The organism is Lentzea sp. NPDC058450, assembly GCF_042721395.1.
Classification (GTDB): Bacteria; Actinomycetota; Actinomycetes; order Mycobacteriales; family Pseudonocardiaceae; genus Lentzea.
The window spans coordinates 1-23,679 of record NZ_JBHXLO010000010.1 but is presented as its reverse complement, the minus strand read 5'-3'; the positions used below and the strand labels follow the sequence as shown (position 1 = coordinate 23,679).

The window sequence follows — 23,679 nt, the reverse complement described above, 5'->3', positions numbered from 1 at the left end:
TCGGTTGTTCGGGGGTGTCTCCCTTCCGTAGCTTCGACTGTCGTGGAACTCGAGTGGCGCCCGCTCACCACCGCGGACATCCCCGCGGTGACCGCGCTGTACGGCGCGGCCGAGGAGGTCGACGACACCGGCGAGTTGCTGTCCGAAGAGGACTTCGCCGAGTCGTTCGGCGAGACCGACCTGCCCGGTGGGTCGCTGGGCGTGTTCGCGGACGGGCGGCTGGCGGGGTACGGGCTCGTCGTCCTGCGCGACCAACCCGTTGGCACGCACCGCGTGCGGCTCGACGGCGTGGTGCGTCCCGAGTTCCGGCGCAGGGGCATCGGGCTGCCGTTGCTGGAACGTCTCGTCGCACTCGCCCGCGGGCTGCACGTCGCCCGCCACCCGGACATGCCGCTCGCCGTGTCCACCATGATCGAGAGCAGGTCCGAGGGGCACGTCGCCCTGGCCGAGAAGCTCGGCTTCCACGCGGACCGCCACTTCTCCGAACTGGAGGTGGCACTGGGCGAGTCACTCGCCCAGGTCCCGATCCCGGCCGGCTACGAGATCGTGCCGTTCTCCACGGCTCGTGACGAAGAGGTCCGCGTCGTCTGCAACGCCGCGTTCGCGCGGCACTGGGGTTCGGTGGACCGCAGCCCGCAGGAGTGGGCGGCGTCGTTCACCGGCAGCGAGCGGTTCCAGCCGCAGACCTCCTTCCTGGCGCTCCGTGGGAACGCCGTAGTCGGGTTCGTGCTCTCGCGGTACTACCCGGCCTTCGAGGAGGCGACCGGAATCCGCGAGCTGTGGATCGGGGACGTCGGCACGCTGGAGGAGCACCGCGGGCGTGGCGTGGCCTCCGCCCTGCTGAGCTGGACGCTGGCTCAGGGCAGGGCGCAGGGTTTCCACCGCGCGGGGCTCTCCGTGGACACGGCCAACCCGACCGGCGCGCTCGGCCTGTACGAACGAGCCGGCTTCGGGGTGGCGCGGACCTGGATCGACTACGGCAGGGCCGTCGATCTCCAGAAGTGACTCCCAGGCACGCCATCCCCGGCCATCACGTCTAGAGCTCTTCGCCCGGCTGGCCGACGCAGAACTGGTTGCCGTCCGGATCGGCCAGCACCGACCACACCAGGCCGGGAACGCTGTGCACGCCGACCTCGGTGGCGCCCAGCGCCTCCAGCCGGGCGACCTCCGCCAGGCGGTCCGGCACGTGCGAGTCGAAGTGGACTCTGTTCTTGCCCGGCGTCGCGTCCGGTACCTGCTGGATGCCCAGCGCGGGCCCGGAGCCGCTCGGGGCGAGCACGAGGAACTCGCCCCAGTCGTTCTGGATCGTGGTGCCCAGAGCCGCCGTCCAGAACTCCGCGAGCTTGCGCGCGTCGCCCGTGTCGATCGTGATCATGTCGATGGTGAGAGCCATGGGAGGGACGCTACCCAGAGGGTCTGACAATTCCGGGAAGCGCAGGTCAGAGGCTACGAGAAGCACCGCGCGCAACGCCAAAAAACGTCCAACCAGTACGCTGTTTCAACTGCCCGTGAACGAGGAGTACCCACCGTGATCACCAGGATGTCGTCGCTGTTCCTGCGCACCCTTCGCGAGGACCCGGCGGACGCCGAAGTGCCCAGCCACAAGCTGCTGGTGCGCGCCGGCTACGTCCGCCGCGTCGCGCCGGGCGGGTACACCTGGCTGCCGCTGGGCCTCAAGGTCCTGCGCAACATCGAGGCCGTCGTCCGCGAGGAGATGGACGCCTTCGGCGCGCAGGAGATCCAGTTCCCGGCGCTGCTGCCCAAGGAGCCCTACGAGGCGACCAACCGGTGGGAGGAGTACGGCCCCAACCTGTTCCGCCTCAAGGACCGCAAGGGCGCCGACTACCTGCTCGGACCCACGCACGAGGAGATGTTCACCCTCACCGTGAAGGGCGAGTACAGCTCCTACAAGGACTACCCCGTCACGCTGTACCAGATCCAGACCAAGTACCGCGACGAGGCGCGTCCCCGCGCGGGCATCCTGCGCGGCCGCGAGTTCCTCATGAAGGACTCGTACTCGTTCGACCTCACCGACGAGGGCCTCAGCGAGTCGTACCGGAACCACCGCGACGCCTACATCCGCATCTTCGACCGGCTCGGCCTGGAGTACGTGATCGTCTCCGCCACGTCCGGCGCGATGGGCGGCTCGGCGTCCGAGGAGTTCCTCGCGGTCGCGGAGACGGGCGAGGATACGTTCGTGCGCAGCACCGAGTCGGGTTACGCCGCGAACGTCGAGGCCGTGAAGACGCCCGTGCCCGCCGCGCAGCCGATCGACGACAAGCCCGCCGCGCAGGTGCACCACACGCCGAACACGCCCACCATCGAGACGCTGGTGGACTTCCTCAACGCCAACACCGACCGCAAGTTCACCGCGGCCGACACGTTGAAGAACGTCCTGGTCAAGACCCAGCAGCCCGGCCAGAAGGACTGGACGCTGCTCGCGGTGGCCGTCCCCGGTGACCGCGAGGTCGACTTCAAGCGCCTCGAAGCGGCGCTGGAGCCCGCCGAGGTCGCGATGCTCGAGGCGAGCGACTTCGCCAAGAACTCGTTCCTGGTCAAGGGGTACATCGGTCCGGGCGCCATCCAGGCCAACGGCATCCGCTTCCTCGCCGACCCCCGCGTCGTCACGGGCACGGCGTGGGTCACCGGCGCCGACAAGGCCGACCACCACGTCGTCGACCTGGTCGCGGGCCGCGACTTCACCCCCGACGGCGTCATCGACGTCGCCGAGGTCCGCGAGGGCGACCCCTCCCCGGACGGCCAGGGCGTGCTCGTCGCCGCGCGCGGCATCGAGATCGGCCACATCTTCCAGCTCGGCCGCAAGTACGCGGACGCGTTCACGCTCGACGCCCTCGGCCCGGACTCCAAGCCCGTCCGCATCACGATGGGCTCGTACGGCGTGGGCGTCTCGCGGCTCGTCGCGGTCATCGCCGAGCAGTCGCACGACGACCGCGGCCTGATCTGGCCCCGCAACGTCGCGCCCGCCGACGTCCACGTCGTGGTCGCCGGCAAGGACGAGACGCTGATGCAGGCCGGCGAGGACTTCGCGAAGCAGCTCAGCGACAAGGGCCTCGACGTCGTGCTGGACGACCGCAAGGCGAGCCCCGGCGTGAAGTTCGCGGACGCCGAGCTCGTCGGCATCCCGACGATCCTGGTCGTCGGCCGCGGTCTGAAGGACGGCGTCGTCGAGGTCAAGGACCGCAAGTCCGGCGAGCGCGCCGACGTGCCGGTCGCCGAGGTCGTCGACCACCTGGTGCAGGTCGTCCGCGGCTGATCAGAACGAACCGAACGCCGGGCAGCGCGCAAGGGGGTGGGCGCGCGGCCCGGCGTTCAGCGTTGCACCGGGCTAGCCCGCCCGGCGGTCGGTGAGGTCCAGGGCTGGTTCGTCGAACCACACCTGGGCCCGTTCGTGCTTCGCGGCCCGCAACGCACGGGGCAGCTGCTCGGCCACCACGTCGCGCACCAGCTGGTGCCGGAAGCCGTACTCGATCTCGCCCGTCTCGCTGTTGCGGCCCTGCCGGCGCAGGAAGTCGCGCTGTTCCAGCAGTTCCAGCGCCTTCGCGACCTCCAGCGCGTCCCGCCCGCCGGTCGCCGCCACGGCCCCGGGCGACACCAGGTCGGCCGTGACCGCGGCGTCCTGGAGCACCGCCTTCACCTCGAACGGCAGCGAGTCGAGCTGGGCCGTGAGCACGCCACGCACCGATGGCGGCAGGGGCAACGACGACCCGTTCTGCACGCACGACATCCGTGGGTCGGCCATCATCCGTGCGTACTCGGTGGCGAACAACGGGTTGCCGCCGACGCACGACATCAACGCCTGCCACAACTCGGCGGACAGCTCGCCGGTGGGCAGCAACGAGTCCAGCAGACTGCGCGTGCCGTTGTGCGACAACGGTTCCAGGCTGATCGTGGTCGCGTTGCGCTTCCCGCCGAACCACGACGGTCTGCGCTGCAGCAGCTCAGGCCGTGCGGTCGCGATCACCAGCAGCGGCACCGAACTGGCGTGCTCGCTCAGCTCCTCCATGAAGTCGAGCACCACGTCGTTCGCCCAGTGCACGTCCTCCAGCAGCACGACCAGCGGCGAGGACTCCGCGACCTCCTCCAGGAACCGCCGCCACGAGGGGAAGTCGGGCTGCACACCGGAAGAAGGTTCGGCCAGGCAGGCCAGGCTGGCGTGCAGCCGGTCGGCGAGCTCACCGACGCCGACCAGGGACGCCATCGCGGCCCGCAGGGTCTCGAACGACGAGAACCCGCTCACCACGTCCGCCAACGGCCCGTAGCCGTGGTCGTCGCCGAAAGCCGTCGCGGTACCGCGCAACACCGAACAGGACGAGGCCAGCTCGTTGACGAGACGCGTCTTGCCGACACCGGCCTCGCCGAGCACGGTCACGAAGTGCGGACGGTGCCGGGTGCGGACCTCTTCGAGAAGTCCTTGCAGCACGAGCAACTCACGTTCGCGCTCCACGAACGGCACGGCGGCCTGCGCACGACGGTCGACGCCCCGCGGCGACACGCACGACACCGCTTGCCAGCCACCGGACGGCGCGCCATCGGCCTCCCACGTCACGGAGACCGCGGCCTCACGAGTAGAGGTGCACGCACGCACCGCGCCAAGCGGTGCCAACGCCATCAGCTGACGGCACTTGTCCAACAACACGCCCGTGGCAGTCGGCGTGCCAACAGCAGGCGACCGTACGAGAGAGTCGCCGGTAGCCACACCGATCTGCACGTCCGCCACAGAAATCAGACGATCGCGAACGGCGAGAGCAGCACGCACGGCGCGGTCGGCGTCGTCCTCGGCGTTCTTGGGCACACCGAACATCGCCAGGAACACGGACCCGACGTTGCCGCCGACGACACCACCCAGCCGGGAGATCTCGGCGGCGACCACGGAAGCGACTTCCTGGTGCACGGCGTCGACGTCCTCGGGGTCGCCGTCACCCGCGGCGAGGCCGAGCTGCGCCGACACCATCACGACGCTGACGAGCTTGCGCTCCACCGTCGTCACGTCCCGGGCGTCCACCGTCACGACGGGTGCGGCGGGCGCGGGCGGCGGGGACGTGACCACGACGGGAGCGGGAGAGGTCTGGCCGACGGCGAGCAGGTGCCTGCGCTGCACCGACGGCGGAAGGTCCAGCACGGGGGCGTGGTCGAGGATCGCGCGCTCCAGCTCCTGGAGTTCGCGGCCCGGCTCGAGGCCGAGTCCTTCCACCAACGCCGCCCTGGTGCGGCGATAGGCGCTCAGCGCGTCCACCTGCCGGCCACACCGGTACAGCGCGAGCATCAACTGACCGTTGAGCCGTTCGCGATACGGCTCGACCTCGATCAACGACTCCAGTTCGCCGATGATCTCGTAGTGCCTGCCACAGGCGAGCTCCGCCTCGAAGCAGTTCTCCTGAGCCGACAGCCGCCAGTCCTTGATGGCGGTCAGCTCCGGCCAGTTGATCCCGGTCTCCACGAGATCCGCGAGCACCGGGCCGCGCCACAGGCTGAGTGCTTTGCGGAGCACCCTCGCCGCGGCAGGCCAGTTGCCGGCGGACAGTTCACCTCGTCCCTGTTCGGTCAGCTGCTGGAAGCGCGACAGGTCGAGGGAGTTCTGGTCCACGCGCAGCAGGTACCCCGGCGCGTGGGTCAACAGCAGTGCGGACCCCTCGGTGGTGCCGTGGGGAGTGAGAACGCCTCGCAACCCTGAGACGGCGTTCTGCAGCATCTTGCGCGCGGTGGGCGGGACGTCCCGCTGCCACAGCGCTTGGAGCAGCTTGCTCGTCGCCACCACTCGGTTGGCGTGCAGCAGGAGGAAACCCAGAGCCGCGCGCTGCTTGACCCCGCCCAGCGGGACGGGCAGGTCGTCGTCGAGGACTTCCAGTGAGCCCAGCAGGTGAAATCGCATGGTCCGGTCTCCAGTGGGGTGGGTGTCCGTACGGAGGGGAGAGATCAGCCCCAGGGGGTGTCGTCGCTCCGCGGGGTGCCACCGTGGGAAGGCAGCTTGATGGAGTGGTTCCAAGGTGTGTCGGTCGCGCCCCACGGGGTGTCGTTCTTCTGCACCCAGGGGGTGTCGATGACTCCTCTGTGCTGCCACGGGGTGTCGGTGGCCTGCGCGGTCCCGGTGAACAGCGCGAGCGCCAGGGTCGCCGGGACAGCGGCGAGAACCAGAGCGGCGGCGGTCGTCTTGCGGATCATGTCGGCCTCCTCGTGCTTGGTAGGACCTAAGACTTCGAGTTGTGCTTCGTCGCCATATCGGCGGCGACTGAGAACGAAGTTAGGAGCGCTGCCCATCGCGGCTCTATCACGCACCCGCCGCGTATCAATCGGTCGTGATGGCGGTGCGGCGGACGCCAAATGAGACGGCTCGGAGGCTGAGTCACCAGTCAGTGCGCAGCTGTTACTACGCAGGGTGGTTGGTAATCACAGAAATTAGGTGCGGTGTACCGCAATGGTTAGATTCGTTTAGCGAACCGAACGAACGTCCTGCGCCGCACGGAGTAGTCCTTTGAGCTGGCAGGCCGTTTGGCGGCACGCCGTACGGTCTTTGTGAAGTGAGTCTTCGCATCAGGGAATTCTCACGTTCGCGTACTGGCTGATCTGCCTCGATGCTCTAGGTCTGATCATCTCCAAATGAGATGCCTGTTGAGATCGGTATCATTGTGATGGATTGTGTCGCGATGCACAAGAAGGATCTTGACAGGTTTCCTCCCTGAGGCTAGTTTCGGAGCGTTCAAGTGCTAGACGTGAGGTTGCTTCATATTTTAGTCCACTCCTGGGTGAATGTCCTTCAAGTGCTTTTCTTCGCGGCTTCAAGAAATTGATTCGACAAAGGTGAGAACGACCGGGGAGCGCGAGGTGCGGGGGCATTGCGAAAAATAGAGGCGCGAGGGGGCGTCCGTCATGAGTTCAGCCCCTGATGAGGAACTGATCTTCAAACTGCTCGGCCCGATCGAGGTGATCGGGGCAGAGGAGCAGGTGCAGGTGCCGCCGGGACGTCAGCTGACGATCCTGGGCGCGTTGCTGCTCGAAGCGAACCGCGTCGTCAGCATGGACCAGTTGATCGACCTCGTCTGGGAGCACACCCCGCCGTCGACCGCGCGAGCGCAGATCCAGATCTGCGTGTCCGCGCTCCGGCGGGAGTTCTCGAGGGTCGACGTCGACGCGCAGATCGAGACCCGGCAGCCCGGCTACCTGCTGAGAGTGGCCGCGGACAAGATCGACACCTTCCTCTTCGAACGCCGCGTGGCCGACTCCGACACCGCCGTCCGGCAGGGCCGCATGGACGAGGCGGCGGCGGTGCTGCGCGCGGCACTCGCGTTGTGGCGCGGTCCCGCGCTGGGAGGCGCCGGGGCCACGTTGCAGAACAAAGCGCTGCGCCTCGACGAGAAACGCCTGTCGGTGTTGGAGAACTGCATCGACATCGAGTTGTTGCTGGGCCGGCATCACGCTCTCGTCGGTGAATTGCAGAGCATGGTGACCGAACACCCTCTGCGCGAACGGCCACGTGGCCAGCTCATGCTCGCGCTCTACCGCTCCGGCCGGCAGTCGGAAGCGCTCGACGTTTACCGCACCGGCCGCGACCTGTTCATCGAGCACCTCGGTCTCGAACCGAGTGACCAACTGCGCAAACTCGAGACCGCGATCCTGACCGACGACGAGGTGCTGCGCCTCGACCAGGAGAAGTCCGCCCCGGTCACCGTGCAGAACGTCGTCTCACCGCACCAGCTCCCGGCCACCATCTCGGACTTCATCGGCCGCCAGGACGTCGTGGCACGTGCTGAGAGCGTTCTCACAGGTGAGCGCCTGACGATGCCGGTGGTGAACATCTCCGGCAAGGCGGGCATCGGCAAGAGCGCTCTCGCGGTGCACGTGGCCCATCGCGTCGCGACCGAGACCTATCCGGACGGCCAGTTGTACTGCGACCTCCGGGGCACGCAGGCCCAGCCGGCCACACCCGCCGAGGTGCTCGGCCGGTTCCTGTCAGCGCTGGGCGCCGTCGGCTCGACCCTGCCCGACAGCGTCGACGAGCGGGCGGACATGTACCGCAGCATGCTCGCCAGCCGCCGCGTGCTGGTCGTCCTCGACGACGCGGGCAGCGAGTCCCAGGTACACCAGCTGCTGCCGGGCTCGCCCACGTGCGGTGTCGTCGTCACGAGCCGTACGCGGTTGACGGGTCTCGCCGGATCTCATTTGGTGGACGTCGACTTCATGGACTCCGATGACGCTTCCGAGTTGCTGGGGCGCATCATCGGCACGCAACGGCTGCAGAGCGAACCGGTCGCCGCGGCCGCGCTGGTGGACGTCGTGGGAGGGCTCCCACTGGCGTTGCGGATCATCGGCGCGCGCCTCGCGGCCCGCCCGCACTGGACGCTCGCCTCGATGGTCGGCCGCCTCGCCGACGAGCGGTACCGCCTCGACGAGCTCGTGCACGGCGACATGGTCGTGCGCGCCAGCCTCTCGCTCACCTACGACGGCCTGGAGCAGGACACCTGCCGGGTGATGCGGCTGATGTCGTTGCTGGAGGCGGAGAGCCTGCCGGTCTGGACGGCCTCCGCGCTCACGGACGACGAGCGCCACCGCGGCTTCGACCTGCTGGAGCGCCTGGTCGACGCGCAGCTGCTGGACGTCGTCGGCAGCGACGTCACGGGCCTGCCGCGATACCGCTTCCACGACCTGATCCGCCTGTACGCCAAGGAACAGCTCGCGGCGCACGAGGCTCCGGACGTGCAGCTCGCGTCCGTCGAACGCGTCGCCGGCGGCTGGCTCGCCATGGCCGAGCAGGCGCACCAGCGGCTCTACGGCGGTGACTTCACGGTCCTGCACGGCTCGGGGCGACGCTGGCAGCCGAGCACGCCGTACGTCGACAAGGTGCTGCAGGACCCGTTGGGCTGGCTGGAAAGCGAACGCCAGAACATCTGCGCGGCCGTCGTGCAGGCCGCCGACGCGGGCCTGGACGAGCTGAGCTGGGACCTCGCGATGACGCTCGTGACGTTGTTCGAGACCCGCAGCTACCTCGACGACTGGCAGCACACCCACGAACGCGCGCTCGACGCCGTGCGCCAGGCGGGCAACAAGCGCGGCACCGCGGCCCTGCTGTGCTCGCTCGGGTCGCTGCACCACAGCCAGCGCCGGATGGACGCCTCCCGCGCCGCCCTCGAACCGGCGCTGGAGCTCTTCACCGAGCTGGACGACACCCACGGCCTCGCGCTCGTCCGCCGCAACCTCGGTCTCCTCGAGTACAACGAGGGCAGGCCGGAGCTCGCGCTGCGGATCTTCGAGCAGTCGCTCACCGGCTTCAAGCGCGTCGGCGACGTCGTCGGCCAGGCCTACGTGGTCTCCCAGCTCGCCCAGCTGTCACTCGACCGGGGCGAACACGACCTCGCCGTCGGCCAGCTGCGCGGCGCGCTCGCGATGTGCCGGGAGATCTCCAGCCCGCGGGTCGAGGCCCAGGTGCTGTACCGGCTCGGCAGCGCGATGCTCGTGCAGGGCCGCTACGAGCAGGCGCAGCAGCTCATCACGTCCGTGCTCGGCATGGTGCAACGCTCCGGCGACACCGTGGGGGAGAGCTACGCGCTGCACTCGCTGGGCCTGATCCACGGCCGGATGCGCATGTTCGCCGAGGCCGGACGGCTGCTGCGGCGCGCGATCCGGCTGTGCGAGGAGAACCTCGACCGGGTCGGGGCCGCGCGCATCCGCCTCGACCTCGCGCAGCTCGTGTCGCAGCGCGGGGAGACGTTCCACGCGATCGCCATCGTGGAGCAGGCCATGATGACGTTCCAGGAGCTGCGGCTCGAGCTGTGGGAGCGCAAGGCGCTGGCCGTGCTGGAGAAGATCACCATCGAGAACCCGCTGCCCGCCGCCGTCACGTCGAACGGCGGCGCGCGGTAGAAGCGCCTGGCACATGCAGGAGGCAGCGCTGCCTCCTGCCTTGAACGCACAGTGGGCGGATTTGAGTCCGCTGTCCAGGCAGATCGCACCTGTGCGCGTCGTGAGTGGGCAGCTGCGTTGGGGGCACGCCGCCATCACGTTCAACGGCGGCGCGCGGTAGGCCAGGCGCGTCGTGCCGTTGGTGAGCTTGCGGTTGACGTCGGTCCGGCGGGTGCGTGCGGCGGTATCGGTGATCGTGCATCACGTCGTCGGCAGGTCGGCTGCGCGGCCGTGAAACGCGAACGCCCCGGCGTGCGTTGGTGCAGAACCCGCTGCCCGCCGCCGTCACGTCCAACGGCGGCGCGCGGTAGGGGTCAGGAGGTCGGCGTCAGGGAGTCGACCATCTTCTGCAGCTCGGACTCCTTGGGCAACGGCGGGTTGGCGCCGCCACCGCCGCCCTCCAGGTCGCCGTTGATGGCCAGCACGTGCAGCTTGTTGCTGCCGTTGAGGACGACGACCTTGACCATGCCCTTGCTCGCCAGGCACTTGTTGCCGGTCTGCGTGATGGTGGCGTCGACCTGCACGCCCTCGACGACGACCTTCGCGCCGTCCTTCTGGGTGTGCTGGATCTTCACCGGCTTGGGCTCGGTGAGCGTCACCTTCGGGTCGATGCCCGACGAGTAGAACTGGGTGGCGACGGCCTTGGTGAAGTCGGTGGCGGCCTTGTTGATGTCGCTCTTGGGGAGCAGCGTGCCGCCGTTGGTGCCCTTGGTGAACGGCTTGCCCTCGCAGGTGTAGTCGCCGTAGGTGGTGATGCCGGACAGTGAGATGCCCTCGAAGCCCTCCACCGGGATCTTGGCGTCCGCGATGATGTCCCAGTTCTTCGGGACGACGTAGTTGTAGCCGAGCGGCGTCTCGACGCACTGCTGGCCGTCGCCCTTGGCACAGGCGCTGTCGGTCGGCTGCGCGGAGGTGCTGGTCGGAGCAGGGCTCGACGTCGGTGCCGCGGTGCCGCCGCCGCCCCGGGACAGCACGAACCACGTGACGCCGCCGCCGAGCAGGACCACCAGGAAGACCACGCCCACGACGAGCCACAGCGTCTTCTTGCCCTTGTTCGGGGGCTTGTCGTCGAAGCCGCCGTACACGCCCAGGCCGCCGTACCCGCCGCCGTAGCCCTGCTGCGGGAAGCCGCCCTGCTGGGGGAAACCACCGGTCTGCGGGTAGCCGCCGGTCTGGTACCCGCCGCTGCCGTAGTCGCCCTGCTGCTGGCCGCCGGCCTGGTAGCCACCGCTCTGGTGGTCACCCTGTTGCTGCTGGCCCCAGCCCTGCTGGTCGTTCCAGCCGCCCTGTCCGCCGCCACCTGGGTAAGTCACGGGGAAACGGTACCTGGTGGGTCTGACAGGGGGTTAATTCATCACTCGTTGACTTCGAGTCGCCGGCGGGCGTACCGTCCTGTCGTAATTCAACGAGTGATGAACTTTGGAGGCAGATGATGCGCACCGCGCTGGTCACCGCCGTCGCAGGCGCGGTGGTGGCGTTTCTCCTGGGACTGCTGACGTTCGGCGTGCAGGCCACCGCGCACCCGCACGACGTGCCGCTCGCCGTGGTGGCGCCTCCGCCGATCGCGCAGCGAGTCGCGCAGGCCGATTCCGCCGAGGTCCAGCTGAAGGTCGTCGACGTCGGCGAGGCCCGGAAGCTCCTGCAGGACAAGGAGGTCTACGGCGTGCTGGAGATCGTGCCCGGTCAGGCGACGATCCGGCTCAACCCCGCCGTCAACCCGTCCGGCACGCAGGTCGCGCAGCAGGTGCTGACCGGCGTCGCGCAGGGCGCGGGGCTGCCGGTGAAGGTCGAGGCCCCGGCCGTGTCCGCCGCCGAACGGACCGCGCCGCTCGCCGCGTCCGCGCTGCTGTGGGTCGGCGGCATGGTGGCCGGGCTGCTCTTCGTGGTGCTGAAGGGCCGGCGGCTGCGGTGGCTGTCGGCGCTGACGACGGCCGTGCTGGTCACGGGCTCGACCGTCGGGCTCCTGGCGTGGTGGGGCGTCACGTTCGACGCGGCCGCGCTCGCGTTCCTGCTCGCCGTCGCCGTGTCGTTCGCGCTGCTGCAGGCCGGTCTCTTCCGGCACCTGGGCATCCGCGCGATGGGCGTCCTCGGCCTGCTCTACCTGATGGCGCCGGCCGTCGCGGGCCAGGTGCCCGAGCTGCTCAACCCGGCCTACCGCGCGGTCCTGTGGTCGTGGACGCCGTTCCGGTTCTCGACGGAAGGCCTGCGCAGCCTCATGTACGACGGGTCCGTCAGCACCGAGTGGTGGGTGTTCGGCGGTATCGCGCTCGTCGGGCTCGTGTTGTTGCTAGCCGGCAAGAAAGCTCAGACGGACGGTGCGGACGGGGTTGTCGACGTTCGTGTCGACGAGGCAGATGGACTGCCACGTGCCGAGCGTCAGCACACCGCCTAGCACGGGGATCGTCGCGTAAGGCGGCACGAGCGCGGGCATCACGTGGTCACGACCGTGGCCGGGGGTGCCGTGCCTGTGCCGCCACTTCACGTCGCGCGGCAGGATCCGTTCCAGCGCGGTCAGCAGGTCGTCGTCGCTGCCCGCGCCCGTCTCGATGATGGCGACGCCGGCCGTCGCGTGCGGCACCCACACGTGCAGCAGCCCGTCGCCGTCCTCGCTGTCGAGGAACCGCTGGCAGTCCCGGGTGAGGTCGTAGACCACTTCGTCGGAGCCTGTGCGGATCTGGATCTCCTCGCTGCGCATGACCTCAGATCTTACGAACGACCCGTGCGGGGTTGCCGACCGCGAGCACGTGAGCAGGCAGATCACGCGTCACGACACTGCCCGCGCCCACGACCGTGTTGTTGCCGATCGTCACACCGGGACACACGATCACGCCGCCGCCGAACCACACCTTGTCGCCGATGACGATCGGTGCGGTCGTCTCCCACCCCTCGATCCGTGCGTCGTGGTCCTCGATGGGGTGCAACGCGGTCAGCAACTGCACGTTGGGACCCATCATCACGTGGTCGCCGATGGTCACCGGACCGCAGTCGAGGATGACGCCGCCGTAGTTCATGAAGCTGTTCGCGCCGACACGGGTGTTGTAGCCGTACTCGATCTGCAGGCGCTGCATGAACGTCGAGTTCTCGCCGATCTCCGCCACGAACCCCTTGAGGATCGCGTACATGCCGTCGAGGTCCTCCGGGTCGTGCGCGTTGAACCGCGCCATCTCGCGCCAGCCGCGGCGCCGGTCCGCGTCGAGCTCGGGATCAGCCGGGAGGTAGCGCTCGCCGTTGATCATCTTCTCGCGGTTGGTTCCCATAGCGCTTCAGTATCGTCGCGGCATGCGCGTGCTCTTCGCCAGCATGGCCACGGTCGGCCACACGTTCCCGATGATCCCGTTGGCGCTCGCACTGCGCGACGCGGGCCATGAGGTGCACTTCGCCGTGGGCGACGACATGCACACGGAGCTGGACAGGTTGGGGTTGAAGCCTTTCCGTCCCGGCATGGTGTTCGGGGAGATCTACGCCGAGGACATCGCGCCGGAGCTCGAACGGGTGCTGCCCGACCTCGTGATCAGCGGCTGGGCGGTGCCGGAGGTGTTCGCCGAGGCGCGGCGGCGGGCGTTTCCCGTGCTGTGGCACGGGTTCGGGCGGATGTTCGTGGACGGCATCGGGCTCGCGCGGCCGGGGTCGGGGCGGCACCTCGACATCTGCCCGCCGTCGTTGCAGGACAAGGACTTCGTGCACGACCGGCTGCTGCTGCGGCCCGTCGCGCACCAGACGCTCGGCGAGATGCCTCGGCGCACGCACGAGAAGCTGATCTACCTCACGCTCGGGAGCGTCTTCGGCACGCGGGACGCGTTGCTGCCGGCCATCGCGGGCCTCGCCCGGCTCGACGCGCAGGTCGTCGTCGCGGCGCCCAAGGCGTGCCTCACGCACGTGCCGTCGAACGTGACGGTGCACCAGTGGTTGCCGCAGGTCGAGGTGATCAGGCAGGCAGACCTGGTCGTGCATCACGGCGGAAGCGGCACGATGCTCGCGGCATTGGCCGAGGGGGTCCCTCAGGTCGTGTTGCCGCAGGGGGCGGACCAGACCGGCAACGCCCATGCGCTCGTGGCGTCGGGTGCTGCGGTGTGGCCGTCGGCGGTGAGTGCCGACGCGGTCGCGGAGAGCGCACGGCTGGTGCTCGGTGCGGGGGAGTACGGCGAAGCCGCAGGTCAGGTGGCCCGGGAGATACGTCACATGCCGTCGCCGGAGGAAGTTGCGGACAGGCTGGCGGAGGTTGTGTAACACTGTTTTTTATGAAGGCAAGCCGCCTGCGCTTCGGGATGAACCTGTGGCCGCCGTTCCTGTTCGCCGGTATCCGCGTCGAGGAGATCTCGGCGGACTACCGGTATGCGCGCGTGCGGATGCGTCTGCGCCCGTGGAACCGCAACTTCTTCGGCACCCACTTCGGCGGCTCGCTGTTCGCGATGACCGACCCGTTCTGGGTGTTGCTGCTGTTCAACCAGCTCAGCGGCGAGCACGTGGTGTGGGACCAGGCGGGCGAGATCGAGTTCGTCGCGCCCGGCCGCGGCACGGTGTACGCCGAGTTCCGGCTGACCGACGAGCACGTCGCGCAGGTGCTGGAGCAGACCAGCGGCGGCGAGAAAGGCGTTGATCTGGTTCGAGACGGACGTCGTCGGGCAGGATGGGGCCGTGATCGCACGGGTGAGGAAGCAGGTCTACGCGCGGCGCAAGCGCGACAAGCAGCTCGCGCATGCGTGAGGCCTTCGGAGCGGTTTTCGACGTTCAGGACGGCTACCTGAACACGGCGTCCATCGGCGTGCCGCCGCGGCACGTCGCGGACGCGGTCGCGGCGTCGTTCGAACGGTGGCGGCGCGGCGAGGACACGTCGTCCACCTTCACCGAGGCCGTCGAGACCTCGCGCGCGGCGTTCGGGCAGCTGGTCGGCGTGCCCGCGACGTCGGTCGCCTGCGGTGCAACGGTTTCGCACTTCGTGTCGCTGGTGGCCGCCTCGCTGCCGGCCGGGTCGAAGGTGTTCGTCGACCCGATCGAGTTCACCAGCGTCGGGCTGCCGTTCGTCGCCGCCGGGCACGTGATCGCGTCCACTGTGGACGAGGCTGATCTCGTTGCCGCGAGCGTGGTGCAGAGCGCGGACGGCAGGATCGCCGACCTCGAGGCGCTGCGGGCGTCCGGGAAACCCGTGCTGCTGGACGTGTCGCAGGCCGCCGGGTGGATGCCGTTGTCGTTGGCGTGGGCCGATTTCGTCGTCGGCGTCGCGTACAAGTGGCTGATGGCGCCGCGCGGCGCGGCCTGGATGGCCGTGCGGCCCGACCGCGCCGAGTCGCTGAAGCCGTTGGCCGCCAACTGGTACAGCACCGGCGAGAACTACGGCACCGAGCTGGTGCTCCGTTCGGACGCACGGCGGTTCGACCTCTCGCCCGCGTGGATCTCCCACGTCGGCGCCGCGGTCGCGCTCCCATGGGTGGCCTCTGTGGACCTCGGCGCCGTCCGCGCGCACTGCGTCGGGCTGACGGATCGGCTTCTCACCGGTCTGGGACTCCAGCCGAACGGCTCCGCGATCGTCTCAGTTGCCGGACCACCCGTCCAGGGAGTGGTTTCGTCGGTTCGCGCAGGTCGCACACGGTATGCGTGTCACCTTTACAACACGATCGAGGACGTTGATCGGGTGCTCGAAGCGCTCGCGTGACCGCCGTCCGTTACCGTGGGTCCTTGTGTCGGAACCACGCCAGTCACCTGAAGAGGTGACCCAGAACCTGCCTCGCTTCCCACCGAGGCCCACCGACACCGCGCCGTTGTACCCGGCCGACGAGCTCGTGAAGCTCCAGTCGATCATGGACAACCGCCAGCCGGGGCAGCAGTACGGGCCCCCGCAGCCGCCCCCTCCCCAGCGCAGGTCGACCTGGGTGGGCAAGGCGCTGGCGCTCGTAGGTGTCGCGGTGGTGTCCGGGTTCGTGTGGTGGGTGTTGCAGCCGTCGGACCCCATCGACCAACCGGTCGGGCAACCGCAGAAGACCGCGGGGGAGTTCGAGTTCACCACCGTGCCGGAGCTCCCGGAACCGGTGAAGGACAGCGACTGCGCCGCCCACGCGACGGGCCAGACGCAGGCGTTCTTCAAGACCACGCCGTGCCTCCAGCTGACGCGGGCCTTCTACACGGTCACGCTGCCGGACGGCCGCACCGTCTACTCGTCGGTGTCCGTGGTCAAGATGAAGAGCACCGAGGAGGCCAGGGCGTTGCGCGAGCTGACCCAGAAGGACGGCACCGGCAACGTCAAGGACCTGGTGCTGGACAAGGCCATCACCGTGCCGTCGCTGACCACGCTGGGCAACGGCGGGTACGCCTCGGAGCAGCAGGCGCAGACGGTCGTGATCGTCGAGTCGGACTCGCCGTCCAAGGGCACGGACGCGATCGCGCACAACAGGGAGATGAAGAAGATCTCCAACGACGCGATCAGGCTCGCGTCGTCGTTCGCGAGCTAGGCGTCCGGGCCCGCCGCGACGGCGGGCCCTCACCTCACTTCAGCCCGAGGCCACGCCGGGGAGCGTGATGGACGCCGGGGTCGTCCCCGCCGCCTTGCGCCACCGGGTGGCCCGCACGGCCGCCGTCGTCAGCGCCTCCAGGGCCGACGTCCGCAGCGCGGGCTCGTCGGTCCGGTCCAGCACCCCGCGCCACGCGGCGCACGTGTCCTGCTCGACCGCGACCAGCGCCGCGAGCGCCGACGGGCCGTCCGACACGGGCGCCGGCGGCAGGTACGCGGCGGCGGGCGGGTTCGGGACCGAGCCGTGGTCGCGCAGCCAGCGTTCGGTGGTGTCGCGCCGGGCCCGGTGCAGGTTCGCGCCCTCGGCGACGGCCGCCGCCTGGGCCTCCAGGAACGCCGACACCATGCCGTAGGTCCACAACGCCGCGTGCTCGGTGCCGAGCGCGGTCTGGACGGAGTCGACGCTCATCCGAGCACCTCCCGCAACGAGGCGCAGCCCGCCGCCACCGAACCGACCATGCCCGCCCGGTACGTCGGCAGCGACGCGACGGCCGCCGAGGCCTCGCGCACGGCCTCGTCCAGCGCCGTCCGCAGGGCCGCCAGCGGGTCCGGGGGCGTGGGAGGCGTCGTGGGGGCCGGCGGGGCCGTGGAGGACAGCGGCGGGCGTTCGCGGTCCACCTCGGCCTGCAACAGTGAGGCGTGGGTCTCGCGGGCCTTCGCGATCTCGGCCGCGGCGGGCACCGTCGTCAGCGTCTGCGCCAGCTTCGCGTCCGCGCGCGCCTGCGCCGCGAGGGCCGAGAGCGGGTCCGGCGGAGGCGGTGGCGGAGGTTCTGTGGTGCACGCAACGGCGAGCGGTGCGGCGGCCACCGCGAGCAGCACACGGCGGCGGCTGACCGATTCGGAGATCACGCGAACCCATATTGCCAGCAGCCGTGCGGGTCGGTGGGAGCCGGGCGAACGAGATAGTCTGGTCGTCCACGGCCGCCGGAGTCAGCGTCGGCCGGGGTTTTCATGCGTTCGAACTGAAGGAGACACCACGTGTCCAGCCCGCCGCGCGGAGAGCTTTCCGCGCAGCTAGCACCCGTTGTGCGGGAAGCGCTCGAAGCCGCGGGCTTCGACCTCGACGCGCTCGACGTGAATCAGGCTGGGCGCCGCCGTCTGGTCAAGGTCGTCGTGGACGGTGAGGACGGCATCGGGCTCGACGAGGTCGCCGAGGCGAGCCGCGTGGTCTCCGCCGCGCTCGACGAGCACGACCACATCATCAACGGGCCGTACACCCTCGAGGTCACCTCGCCGGGTGTCGACCGCCCCCTGACGCGCCCGCGCCACTGGAAGCGCGCTCATCTGCGTCTCGTGAAGGTCAAGCAGCCGGAGAAGGCCGAGTGGTTCGGCCGGGTCGGCGAGTGCGACGAGACCGGGGTCGAGCTGCTGCACAAGGACGAGCTGCGACGCGTGGAGTACCGCCACATCGAACGCGCGGTCATGGAGATCGAGTTCAAGCAGCCGCCGGTCGAGGAACTGGCTCGGCTCACTCGGAAAGCACCGAAGGAGGAGCCGAGGTGAACGTCGACATCGCCGCCCTGAGGGCGATCGAACGTGAAAAGGACATCCCCTTCGAGACGGTTCTTGAGGCGATCGAGTCAGCGCTGCTGACCGCCTACAAGCACACCGAAGGGCACGCCACGCACTCGCGCGTGGAGATCGACCGCAAGACCGGCGTCGTGCGCGTGCTCGCGCAGGACCTGGGTCCTGACGGTGCGGTCCAGGAGGAGTGGGACGACACTCCGGAAGGCTTCGGCCGGATCGCGGCCACGACGGCGCGTCAGGTCATCCTGCAGCGCCTGCGCGACGCCGAGCACGAGCGCACCTTCGGCGAGTTCGCCGCCAAGGAGGGCGAGATCATCGCGGGTGTCGTCCAGCGCGACGCCCGCGCGAACGCCCGCGGCATGGTCGTCGTGCAGGTGGGCGACACCGAGGGCGTGCTGCCGCCGGCCGAGCAGGTGCCGGGCGAGCAGTACAACCACGGCGAGCGCATCAAGTGCTACGTCGTGAGCGTCTCGCGGGGCGCGCGCGGCCCGCAGATCGCCCTGTCCCGGACGCACCCGAACCTCGTGCGGCGGCTGTTCGCCCTCGAGGTCCCGGAGATCGCGGACGGCACCGTGGAGATCCCCGCGGTGGCACGTGAGGCAGGTCACCGTTCGAAGATCGCGGTGAAATCAACGGTTGCCGGAGTGAACGCCAAGGGTGCCTGCATCGGCCCCATGGGAGCCCGTGTGCGCAACGTCATGCACGAGCTCGGTGGCGAGAAGATCGACATCATCGACCACTCCGACGACCCGGCCACTTTCGTCGGGAATGCTTTGTCACCAGCGAAGGTTGTCTCGGTGCGGGTGCTCGACGAACGCGCCAAGACCGCTCGCGTCGTGGTGCCCGACTTCCAGCTCTCGCTGGCGATCGGCAAGGAGGGCCAGAACGCCCGCCTGGCCGCCCGTCTGACGGGCTGGCGCATCGACATCCGCAGCGATGCGGAGGCTCCGGCGGCCGGTGCGGTCACATCCGGTTCGGCTGAATGAGCTCCAGGGGATAGAATTATCAACGGTTCAGCGTCAGGCGTGGTTTCCCAGCACATCGGCCCTGTTCGTACGTGCATAGGATGCCGCGCACGGACGCTGCCGTCTGAGCTGCTGCGTGTGGTCGCGGTGGACGGTTCGGTGGTTCCGGACGTCCGTCGGCGACTTCCTGGTCGGGGTGCTTGGTTGCATTTCGATCTCGAATGTCTCCGCAACGCCGAGCGGCGACGGGCGTTCTCACGGGCCCTCCGGGTCCAGGGAGCACTCGACGTCGCTTCGCTGCGCGAGCACGTGGAGCAGCAAGGGGAATTGGCCACGGGACAGCCCCGAGGCCGACAAGCAACGAGGAAGCAGGTCGACCCGTCATGAGTCAGCCGTGAAGCTGAAGACATGAACGCGCGACGTTAAGACGAGGTCGATGGGACTTGCCCGCCGGCCTCACGACCAAGGAGAGCAGTGGCAGGCAAGGCCCGCGTGCACGAGCTCGCGAAAGAGCTCGGTGTATCGAGCAAGGAAATTCTGAACAAGCTCGCCGAACAGGGTGAGTACGTCAAGACCGCGTCGTCCACCGTCGAGGCCCCCGTGGCCCGGCGGCTTCGTGACGCCTACGAAGCCAAGTCCTCGAAGCCGGCTCCCAAGCCGTCCGCTCCGAAGCCGAAGGCTCCCGCTCCCGCCGCGCCGTCCGCTCCCGCGGGCGCCACGCCGGCGGCTACCGACAACAAGCCCGCAGGACCCAAGGCCATGCCCGGCCCGCGTCCGGCGGCTCCGGGTCCGCGCCCGCCCGCACCGAAGCCCGCTCCGGCAGCTCCTGCCGCGCAGGCCCCGGCTCCGGCGGCGCCCGCACCCCAGCAGCAGGCCCCGGCCGCTCCCGCGGCACCCGCCGCGCAGGCTCCGGCGGCCCCGAAGGCTGCCCCGGCTCCCGGCGCCAAGCCGGGTGGCGGTCCGCGTCCGGGCCCGCGCCCGGCTCCGCAGCAGCAGCCGCAGTCCCAGCCCCAGCAGCCGCAGGCTCCCGCCGCGGCCGCCGGTGGTCAGCAGTCCCCGTCCGTGGTCCCGCCGCGCCCGCAGTCTCCCAAGCCTGCCGGCCCGCGCGCGCCGCGTCCGGGCAACAACCCCTTCGGCGTCGGTGGCGGCAACGCTCCCTCGCCGCGTCCCGGACCCCGTCCTGGCCCGCGTCCCGAGCAGGGCGGCGACCGCCCCGCCGGTGGCCCGAAGCCCGGCGACCCGCGTCCGGCGAACCCCCGTCCCGGTGGTGCGCCCGGTCAGGGTGGTCCGCGTCCGGCCGCCGCTCAGGGTGGCGGTCGTCCCGGCCCCGGCCAGGGCGGTCCTCGTCCGGCTCCCGGTCAGGGCGGTCCCCGTCCCAACCCGGGCAACATGCCCCCGCGGCCGAACCCCGGCATGATGCCGGGCCGTCCGGCCGGTAACCGTCCTGGTCCCGGCGGCGGCGGTGGCCGTCCCGGTGGCGGTGGCGGTGGCGGCGGTCGTCCCGGTGGGGGCGGCGGCGGTGGCGGCTTCCGCGGCGGCGGTGGCGGCGGCGGAGGCGGTGGCTTCCGCGGCGGTGGCGGCGGTGGCGGTGGCGGTGGCTTCCGTCCCGGTGGCGGCGGTGGCGGAGGCGGCGGCTTCCGTCCCGGCGGTGGTGGCGGTGCCGGTGGCGGCGCCCCGGCCGGTGGTGGCGGCGGTTTCCGCGGTCGTCCCGGTGGCGGTGGCGGCGGTGCTGGTCGCGGCGGTACCGCGGGTGCATTCGGTCGTCCGGGTGGTCCGGCGCGTCGTGGACGCAAGTCCAAGCGGCAGAAGCGCCAGGAGTACATGGACAACATGCAGGCGCCTTCGGTCGGTGGCGTCCGCCTGCCCAAGGGCAGTGGCGAGACGATCCGCCTGCCGCGCGGTGCCTCGCTGACCGACTTCGCCGACAAGATCAACGCCAACCCGGCGTCGCTCGTGCAGGTGCTCTTCCACCTGGGCGAGATGGTCACGGCGACCCAGTCGGTGTCCGACGAGATCCTGGAGCTGCTCGGCTCCGAGATGAACTACGTCGTGCAGGTCGTGTCCCCCGAGGAGGAGGACCGCGAGCTGCTCGAGACGTTCGACATCACCTACGGCGAGGACGCCGGTGACGAGGACGACCTGCAGGTTCGCCCGCCGGTCGTGACCGTCATGGGTCACGTCGACCACGGTAAGACGCGCCTCCTCGACACCATCCGCAAGGCGAAGGTGCACGAGGGCGAGGCCGGTGGCATCACCCAGCACATCGGTGCCTACCAGGTGGAGACCGAGCTCGAGGGCAACCCGCGGCTCATCACCTTCATCGACACCCCCGGTCACGAGGCGTTCACCGCCATGCGTGCCCGTGGTGCGAACTCGACCGACATCGCGGTCATCGTCGTCGCCGCTGACGACGGCGTGATGCCGCAGACGGTCGAGGCGATCAACCACGCCCAGGCCGCTCAGGCGCCGATCGTGGTCGCGGTCAACAAGATCGACAAGGAAGGCGCCAACCCGGCCAAGATCCGTCAGCAGCTGACGGAGTACGGCCTGGTCGCCGAGGAGTACGGCGGCGACACGATGTTCGTCGACATCTCCGCGAAGCAGGGCATCAACATCGACGGTCTCCTCGAGGCCATCCTGTTGACCGCCGACGCTTCGCTGGACCTCCGGGCCAACCCGGCCATGGAGGCCCAGGGTGTCGCGATCGAGGCGCACCTCGACCGCGGTCGCGGTCCGGTCGCCACGGTGCTGGTCCAGCGAGGCACGCTCCGCGTCGGCGACTCGATCGTCGCGGGCGACGCCTACGGCCGCGTCCGCCGCATGGTGGACGAGCACGGCGACGACGTGCACGACGCGACCCCGTCGCGTCCGGTGCAGGTCATCGGTCTGACGTCGGTGCCGCGCGCCGGTGACTCGTTCCTCGTCGTCGACGAGGACCGCGTCGCCCGCCAGATCGCCGAACGTCGCCAGGCCCGTACTCGCAACGCGCAGAACGCTGCGAAGCGCAAGCGCGTCAGCCTCGAGGACCTGGACGCCGCACTCAAGGAAACCAGCCAGCTCACCTTGATCATCAAGGGTGACAACTCGGGTACCGTCGAGGCCCTCGAGGACGCGCTCATGAAGATCGAGGTCGGCGACGACGTCGAGCTGCGCGTGGTCCACCGCGGTGTCGGTGGCATCACCGAAGGCGACATCAACCTCGCCGTGGCCTCCTCCGCCATCGTCCTGGGCTTCAACGTCCGGGCCGAGGGCAAGGCGACCGAGCTCGCGAACCGCGAGGGCATCGACGTCCGGTACTACACGGTCATCTACCAGGCGATCGACGAGATCGAGGCGGCCCTCAAGGGTCTCCTCAAGCCGGAGTACGAAGAGGTCCAGCTCGGCCGCGCCGAGATCCGCGACGTCTTCAAGTCCTCCAAGGTCGGCACGATCGCGGGTTGCATGGTCCTGTCGGGCGAGATCCGCCGCAACGCGCGTGCTCGCCTGCTCCGTGACGGCAAGGTGATCGCGGAGAACCTCCCGATCAGCTCGCTCAAGCGGTTCAAGGACGACGCCACCGAGGTCCGCGAAGGTTTCGAGTGTGGTCTCACGCTCGGCAACTACAGCGACCTCAAGCTGGAAGACGTCATCGAGACCTACGAAATGCGCGAGAAGCCGCGCGCCTAGTCGGTCGATGAGGGGGTGCGGAGCCGCTTTAACCAGTGGCTTCGCACCCCTTTCTTCTGGAGGATCAAGCCCATGTACGTGGGGGCTCTGGAACTGGACGTGTTGCTTGGTGACGTCCACTCGCTGAAGGAGAAGCGCTCGCTGGTGCGGCCCGTCGTGGCCGAGCTGCGCCGTCGCTTCGAAGTAGCCGCCGCCGAGGCCGGTCATCAGGACCTGCACCGGCGCGCGCTGATCGGTGTCGCGGCCGTCGCCGGCGACGCTTCGCATGTCAGGGACGTGCTGGCCGACTGTGAACGACTGGTCGCCGGACGACCCGAACTGGAACTGCTCTCCGCCCGGACGCGTCTCGTCGGGCCGGAGGACGACTAGGAAGGGGAGGCTCGTGGCCGACACGGCACGTGCCCGCAAGCTCGCCAAGCGGATCTCGCAGATCGTCGCTTCGGCTCTGGAGCACGAGGTCAAGGACCCGCGTCTGGCGCGCGTCACCATCACCGACACCAAGGTGACCGGCGACCTGCACGACGCGACCGTGTACTACACCGTCCTGGGCGAGCGGCTCGACACCGAGCCCGACTTCGCCGGGGCGGCTGCGGCGCTGGAGAAGGCCAAGGGTGTGCTGCGTTCGATGGTGGGCGCGCAGACCGGGGTCCGGTTCACGCCCACGTTGACGTTCATGACGGACACCGTGCCGGATGCGGCTCGGAAGATGGACGAGTTGCTGGCCAAGGCTCAGGCTGCTGATGCCGAGGTGGCTCGGATCGCGGCTGGGGCTTCTCCTGCTGGGGAGGCTGATCCTTACAAGGCGCCGCGTGAGGACGAGGACTCGGACGAGGACTGACGGTCCTTGGTGGACTGATTTGGGCGGGCACGTACTTTGCGTGTCCGCCCAGTTTTGTTTGCCGGTGCCGGTTCCGTTGGCCGGTTCCTGTTCCAGCGGGGTTGGTCGCGTTTGTTGGTCGGGCTGCGGTTGCGAGAGTTGGTTGCGCGGGTCTCGACGAAAGACCCTGGGCGTTGCGATTGGGGCTTGACTTCGGGGCCCTTGCGAGGCGCTCATCGGCCGGAAAAGGCCGGGCTGAAAAGCGCCCGGCCGATCCGCGAGGGGTAGCA

22 protein-coding genes are annotated in these 23,679 nt (G+C 69.6%); 14 read left to right on the top strand and 8 right to left on the bottom strand.

Annotation, left to right across the window (positions count from 1 at the left end; translation table 11 throughout):
* The first annotated feature begins 42 nt into the window (after positions 1-42).
* Positions 43-1,005, top strand: coding sequence for a GNAT family N-acetyltransferase (locus ACFWNN_RS17540; protein ID WP_382440961.1), 963 nt, complete (start codon positions 43-45; stop codon positions 1,003-1,005).
* 31 nt (positions 1,006-1,036) lie between these two features.
* Here ACFWNN_RS17540 and ACFWNN_RS17535 read toward each other — a convergent pair whose 3' ends face one another.
* Positions 1,037-1,393 carry a VOC family protein gene (locus tag ACFWNN_RS17535; protein WP_382440960.1) on the bottom strand — a complete coding sequence of 119 codons (357 nt, stop codon included), beginning with the start codon at positions 1,391-1,393 and terminating at the stop codon, positions 1,037-1,039.
* A 135-nt stretch (positions 1,394-1,528) separates the two neighbouring features.
* Here ACFWNN_RS17535 and ACFWNN_RS17530 point away from each other — a divergent pair, with 135 nt between their 5' ends.
* Positions 1,529-3,274: a proline--tRNA ligase gene (locus ACFWNN_RS17530; RefSeq protein ID WP_382440959.1), complete on the top strand. Its 1,746-nt coding sequence runs from the start codon at positions 1,529-1,531 to the stop codon at positions 3,272-3,274.
* A 72-nt stretch (positions 3,275-3,346) separates the two neighbouring features.
* On the opposite strand, the gene ACFWNN_RS17525 is transcribed toward ACFWNN_RS17530, so the two are convergent.
* Both ACFWNN_RS17525 and ACFWNN_RS17520 read right to left on the bottom strand, forming a co-directional pair.
* Complete coding sequence (locus ACFWNN_RS17525; protein ID WP_382440958.1) at positions 3,347-5,890, bottom strand: BTAD domain-containing putative transcriptional regulator; 2,544 nt, start codon at positions 5,888-5,890, stop codon at positions 3,347-3,349.
* A 44-nt stretch (positions 5,891-5,934) separates the two neighbouring features.
* Entirely contained in the window at positions 5,935-6,180 is a 246-nt protein-coding gene (locus ACFWNN_RS17520; protein WP_382440957.1) for a hypothetical protein, read from the bottom strand.
* Positions 6,181-6,885: 705 nt separating this feature from the next.
* Here ACFWNN_RS17520 and ACFWNN_RS17515 point away from each other — a divergent pair.
* The gene (locus ACFWNN_RS17515) at positions 6,886-9,873 is read left to right on the top strand and encodes a BTAD domain-containing putative transcriptional regulator (RefSeq protein WP_382440956.1); all 2,988 of its coding nucleotides are present in this window, start codon (positions 6,886-6,888) and stop codon (positions 9,871-9,873) included.
* A gap of 353 nt (positions 9,874-10,226) precedes the next feature.
* Here the strand turns inward: ACFWNN_RS17515 and ACFWNN_RS17510 are convergent, their stop codons facing one another.
* Positions 10,227-11,225 carry a hypothetical protein gene (locus tag ACFWNN_RS17510; protein ID WP_382440955.1) on the bottom strand — a complete coding sequence of 333 codons (999 nt, stop codon included), beginning with the start codon at positions 11,223-11,225 and terminating at the stop codon, positions 10,227-10,229.
* Positions 11,226-11,344: 119 nt separating this feature from the next.
* Between ACFWNN_RS17510 and ACFWNN_RS17505 the strand changes: the two genes are divergently transcribed.
* Positions 11,345-12,304 carry an ABC transporter permease gene (locus ACFWNN_RS17505; RefSeq protein ID WP_382440954.1) on the top strand — a complete coding sequence of 320 codons (960 nt, stop codon included), beginning with the start codon at positions 11,345-11,347 and terminating at the stop codon, positions 12,302-12,304.
* Here the strand turns inward: ACFWNN_RS17505 and ACFWNN_RS17500 are convergent.
* A complete protein-coding gene (locus ACFWNN_RS17500; protein WP_382440953.1) occupies positions 12,200-12,607 on the bottom strand; it encodes a YjbQ family protein in 408 nt (135 codons plus the stop codon). The two genes, ACFWNN_RS17505 and ACFWNN_RS17500, sit on opposite strands and share 105 nt — an antisense overlap.
* Positions 12,608-12,611: 4 nt before the next feature.
* Positions 12,612-13,169 carry a sugar O-acetyltransferase gene (locus ACFWNN_RS17495; protein ID WP_382440952.1) on the bottom strand — a complete coding sequence of 186 codons (558 nt, stop codon included), beginning with the start codon at positions 13,167-13,169 and terminating at the stop codon, positions 12,612-12,614.
* A 22-nt stretch (positions 13,170-13,191) separates the two neighbouring features.
* Between ACFWNN_RS17495 and ACFWNN_RS17490 the strand changes: the two genes are divergently transcribed.
* From ACFWNN_RS17490 to ACFWNN_RS17475, 4 genes are read left to right on the top strand one after another with little or no spacing between them, the layout of a single operon-like run.
* Entirely contained in the window at positions 13,192-14,139 is a 948-nt protein-coding gene (locus ACFWNN_RS17490; RefSeq protein ID WP_382440951.1) for a glycosyltransferase, read from the top strand.
* Positions 14,140-14,150: 11 nt separating this feature from the next.
* Positions 14,151-14,657, top strand: a complete 507-nt coding sequence (locus ACFWNN_RS17485) for a DUF4442 domain-containing protein (protein WP_382440950.1) — start codon at positions 14,151-14,153, stop codon at positions 14,655-14,657.
* The gene (locus ACFWNN_RS17480; protein ID WP_382440949.1) at positions 14,609-15,562 is read left to right on the top strand and encodes an aminotransferase class V-fold PLP-dependent enzyme; all 954 of its coding nucleotides are present in this window, start codon (positions 14,609-14,611) and stop codon (positions 15,560-15,562) included. The genes ACFWNN_RS17485 and ACFWNN_RS17480 overlap by 49 nt, the downstream gene beginning before the upstream one ends.
* Positions 15,563-15,617: 55 nt before the next feature.
* Complete coding sequence (locus tag ACFWNN_RS17475; protein WP_382440948.1) at positions 15,618-16,355, top strand: hypothetical protein; 738 nt, start codon at positions 15,618-15,620, stop codon at positions 16,353-16,355.
* A 39-nt stretch (positions 16,356-16,394) separates the two neighbouring features.
* Here the strand turns inward: ACFWNN_RS17475 and ACFWNN_RS17470 are convergent, their stop codons facing one another.
* Both ACFWNN_RS17470 and ACFWNN_RS17465 read right to left on the bottom strand, forming a co-directional pair.
* A complete protein-coding gene (locus ACFWNN_RS17470) occupies positions 16,395-16,823 on the bottom strand; it encodes a ferritin-like domain-containing protein (RefSeq protein WP_382440947.1) in 429 nt (142 codons plus the stop codon).
* Positions 16,820-17,263 carry a hypothetical protein gene (locus tag ACFWNN_RS17465; protein WP_382440946.1) on the bottom strand — a complete coding sequence of 148 codons (444 nt, stop codon included), beginning with the start codon at positions 17,261-17,263 and terminating at the stop codon, positions 16,820-16,822. Before ACFWNN_RS17465 ends, ACFWNN_RS17470 begins: the two co-directional genes overlap by 4 nt.
* A gap of 129 nt (positions 17,264-17,392) precedes the next feature.
* On the opposite strand from ACFWNN_RS17465, the gene rimP reads away from it, so the two are divergent.
* The 6 genes from rimP (at position 17,393) to rbfA (ending at position 23,410) form a co-directional block, all read left to right on the top strand.
* Entirely contained in the window at positions 17,393-17,917 is a 525-nt protein-coding gene (rimP, locus tag ACFWNN_RS17460) for a ribosome maturation factor RimP (RefSeq protein ID WP_382440945.1), read from the top strand.
* Positions 17,914-18,927: a transcription termination factor NusA gene (gene nusA, locus ACFWNN_RS17455; RefSeq protein WP_382440944.1), complete on the top strand. Its 1,014-nt coding sequence runs from the start codon at positions 17,914-17,916 to the stop codon at positions 18,925-18,927. The genes rimP and nusA overlap by 4 nt, the downstream gene beginning before the upstream one ends.
* A gap of 39 nt (positions 18,928-18,966) precedes the next feature.
* Positions 18,967-19,293: a YlxR family protein gene (locus tag ACFWNN_RS17450; RefSeq protein ID WP_382440943.1), complete on the top strand. Its 327-nt coding sequence runs from the start codon at positions 18,967-18,969 to the stop codon at positions 19,291-19,293.
* An 87-nt stretch (positions 19,294-19,380) separates the two neighbouring features.
* Positions 19,381-22,572 carry a translation initiation factor IF-2 gene (gene infB / locus ACFWNN_RS17445; protein WP_382440942.1) on the top strand — a complete coding sequence of 1,064 codons (3,192 nt, stop codon included), beginning with the start codon at positions 19,381-19,383 and terminating at the stop codon, positions 22,570-22,572.
* Between the two features lie 72 nt (positions 22,573-22,644).
* Positions 22,645-22,941: a DUF503 domain-containing protein gene (locus tag ACFWNN_RS17440; protein WP_382440941.1), complete on the top strand. Its 297-nt coding sequence runs from the start codon at positions 22,645-22,647 to the stop codon at positions 22,939-22,941.
* A 13-nt stretch (positions 22,942-22,954) separates the two neighbouring features.
* Positions 22,955-23,410 (top strand): 30S ribosome-binding factor RbfA, encoded by a 456-nt coding sequence (rbfA, locus tag ACFWNN_RS17435; RefSeq protein ID WP_382440940.1) that lies wholly within the window; start codon positions 22,955-22,957, stop codon positions 23,408-23,410.
* Positions 23,411-23,679 lie beyond the last annotated feature (269 nt).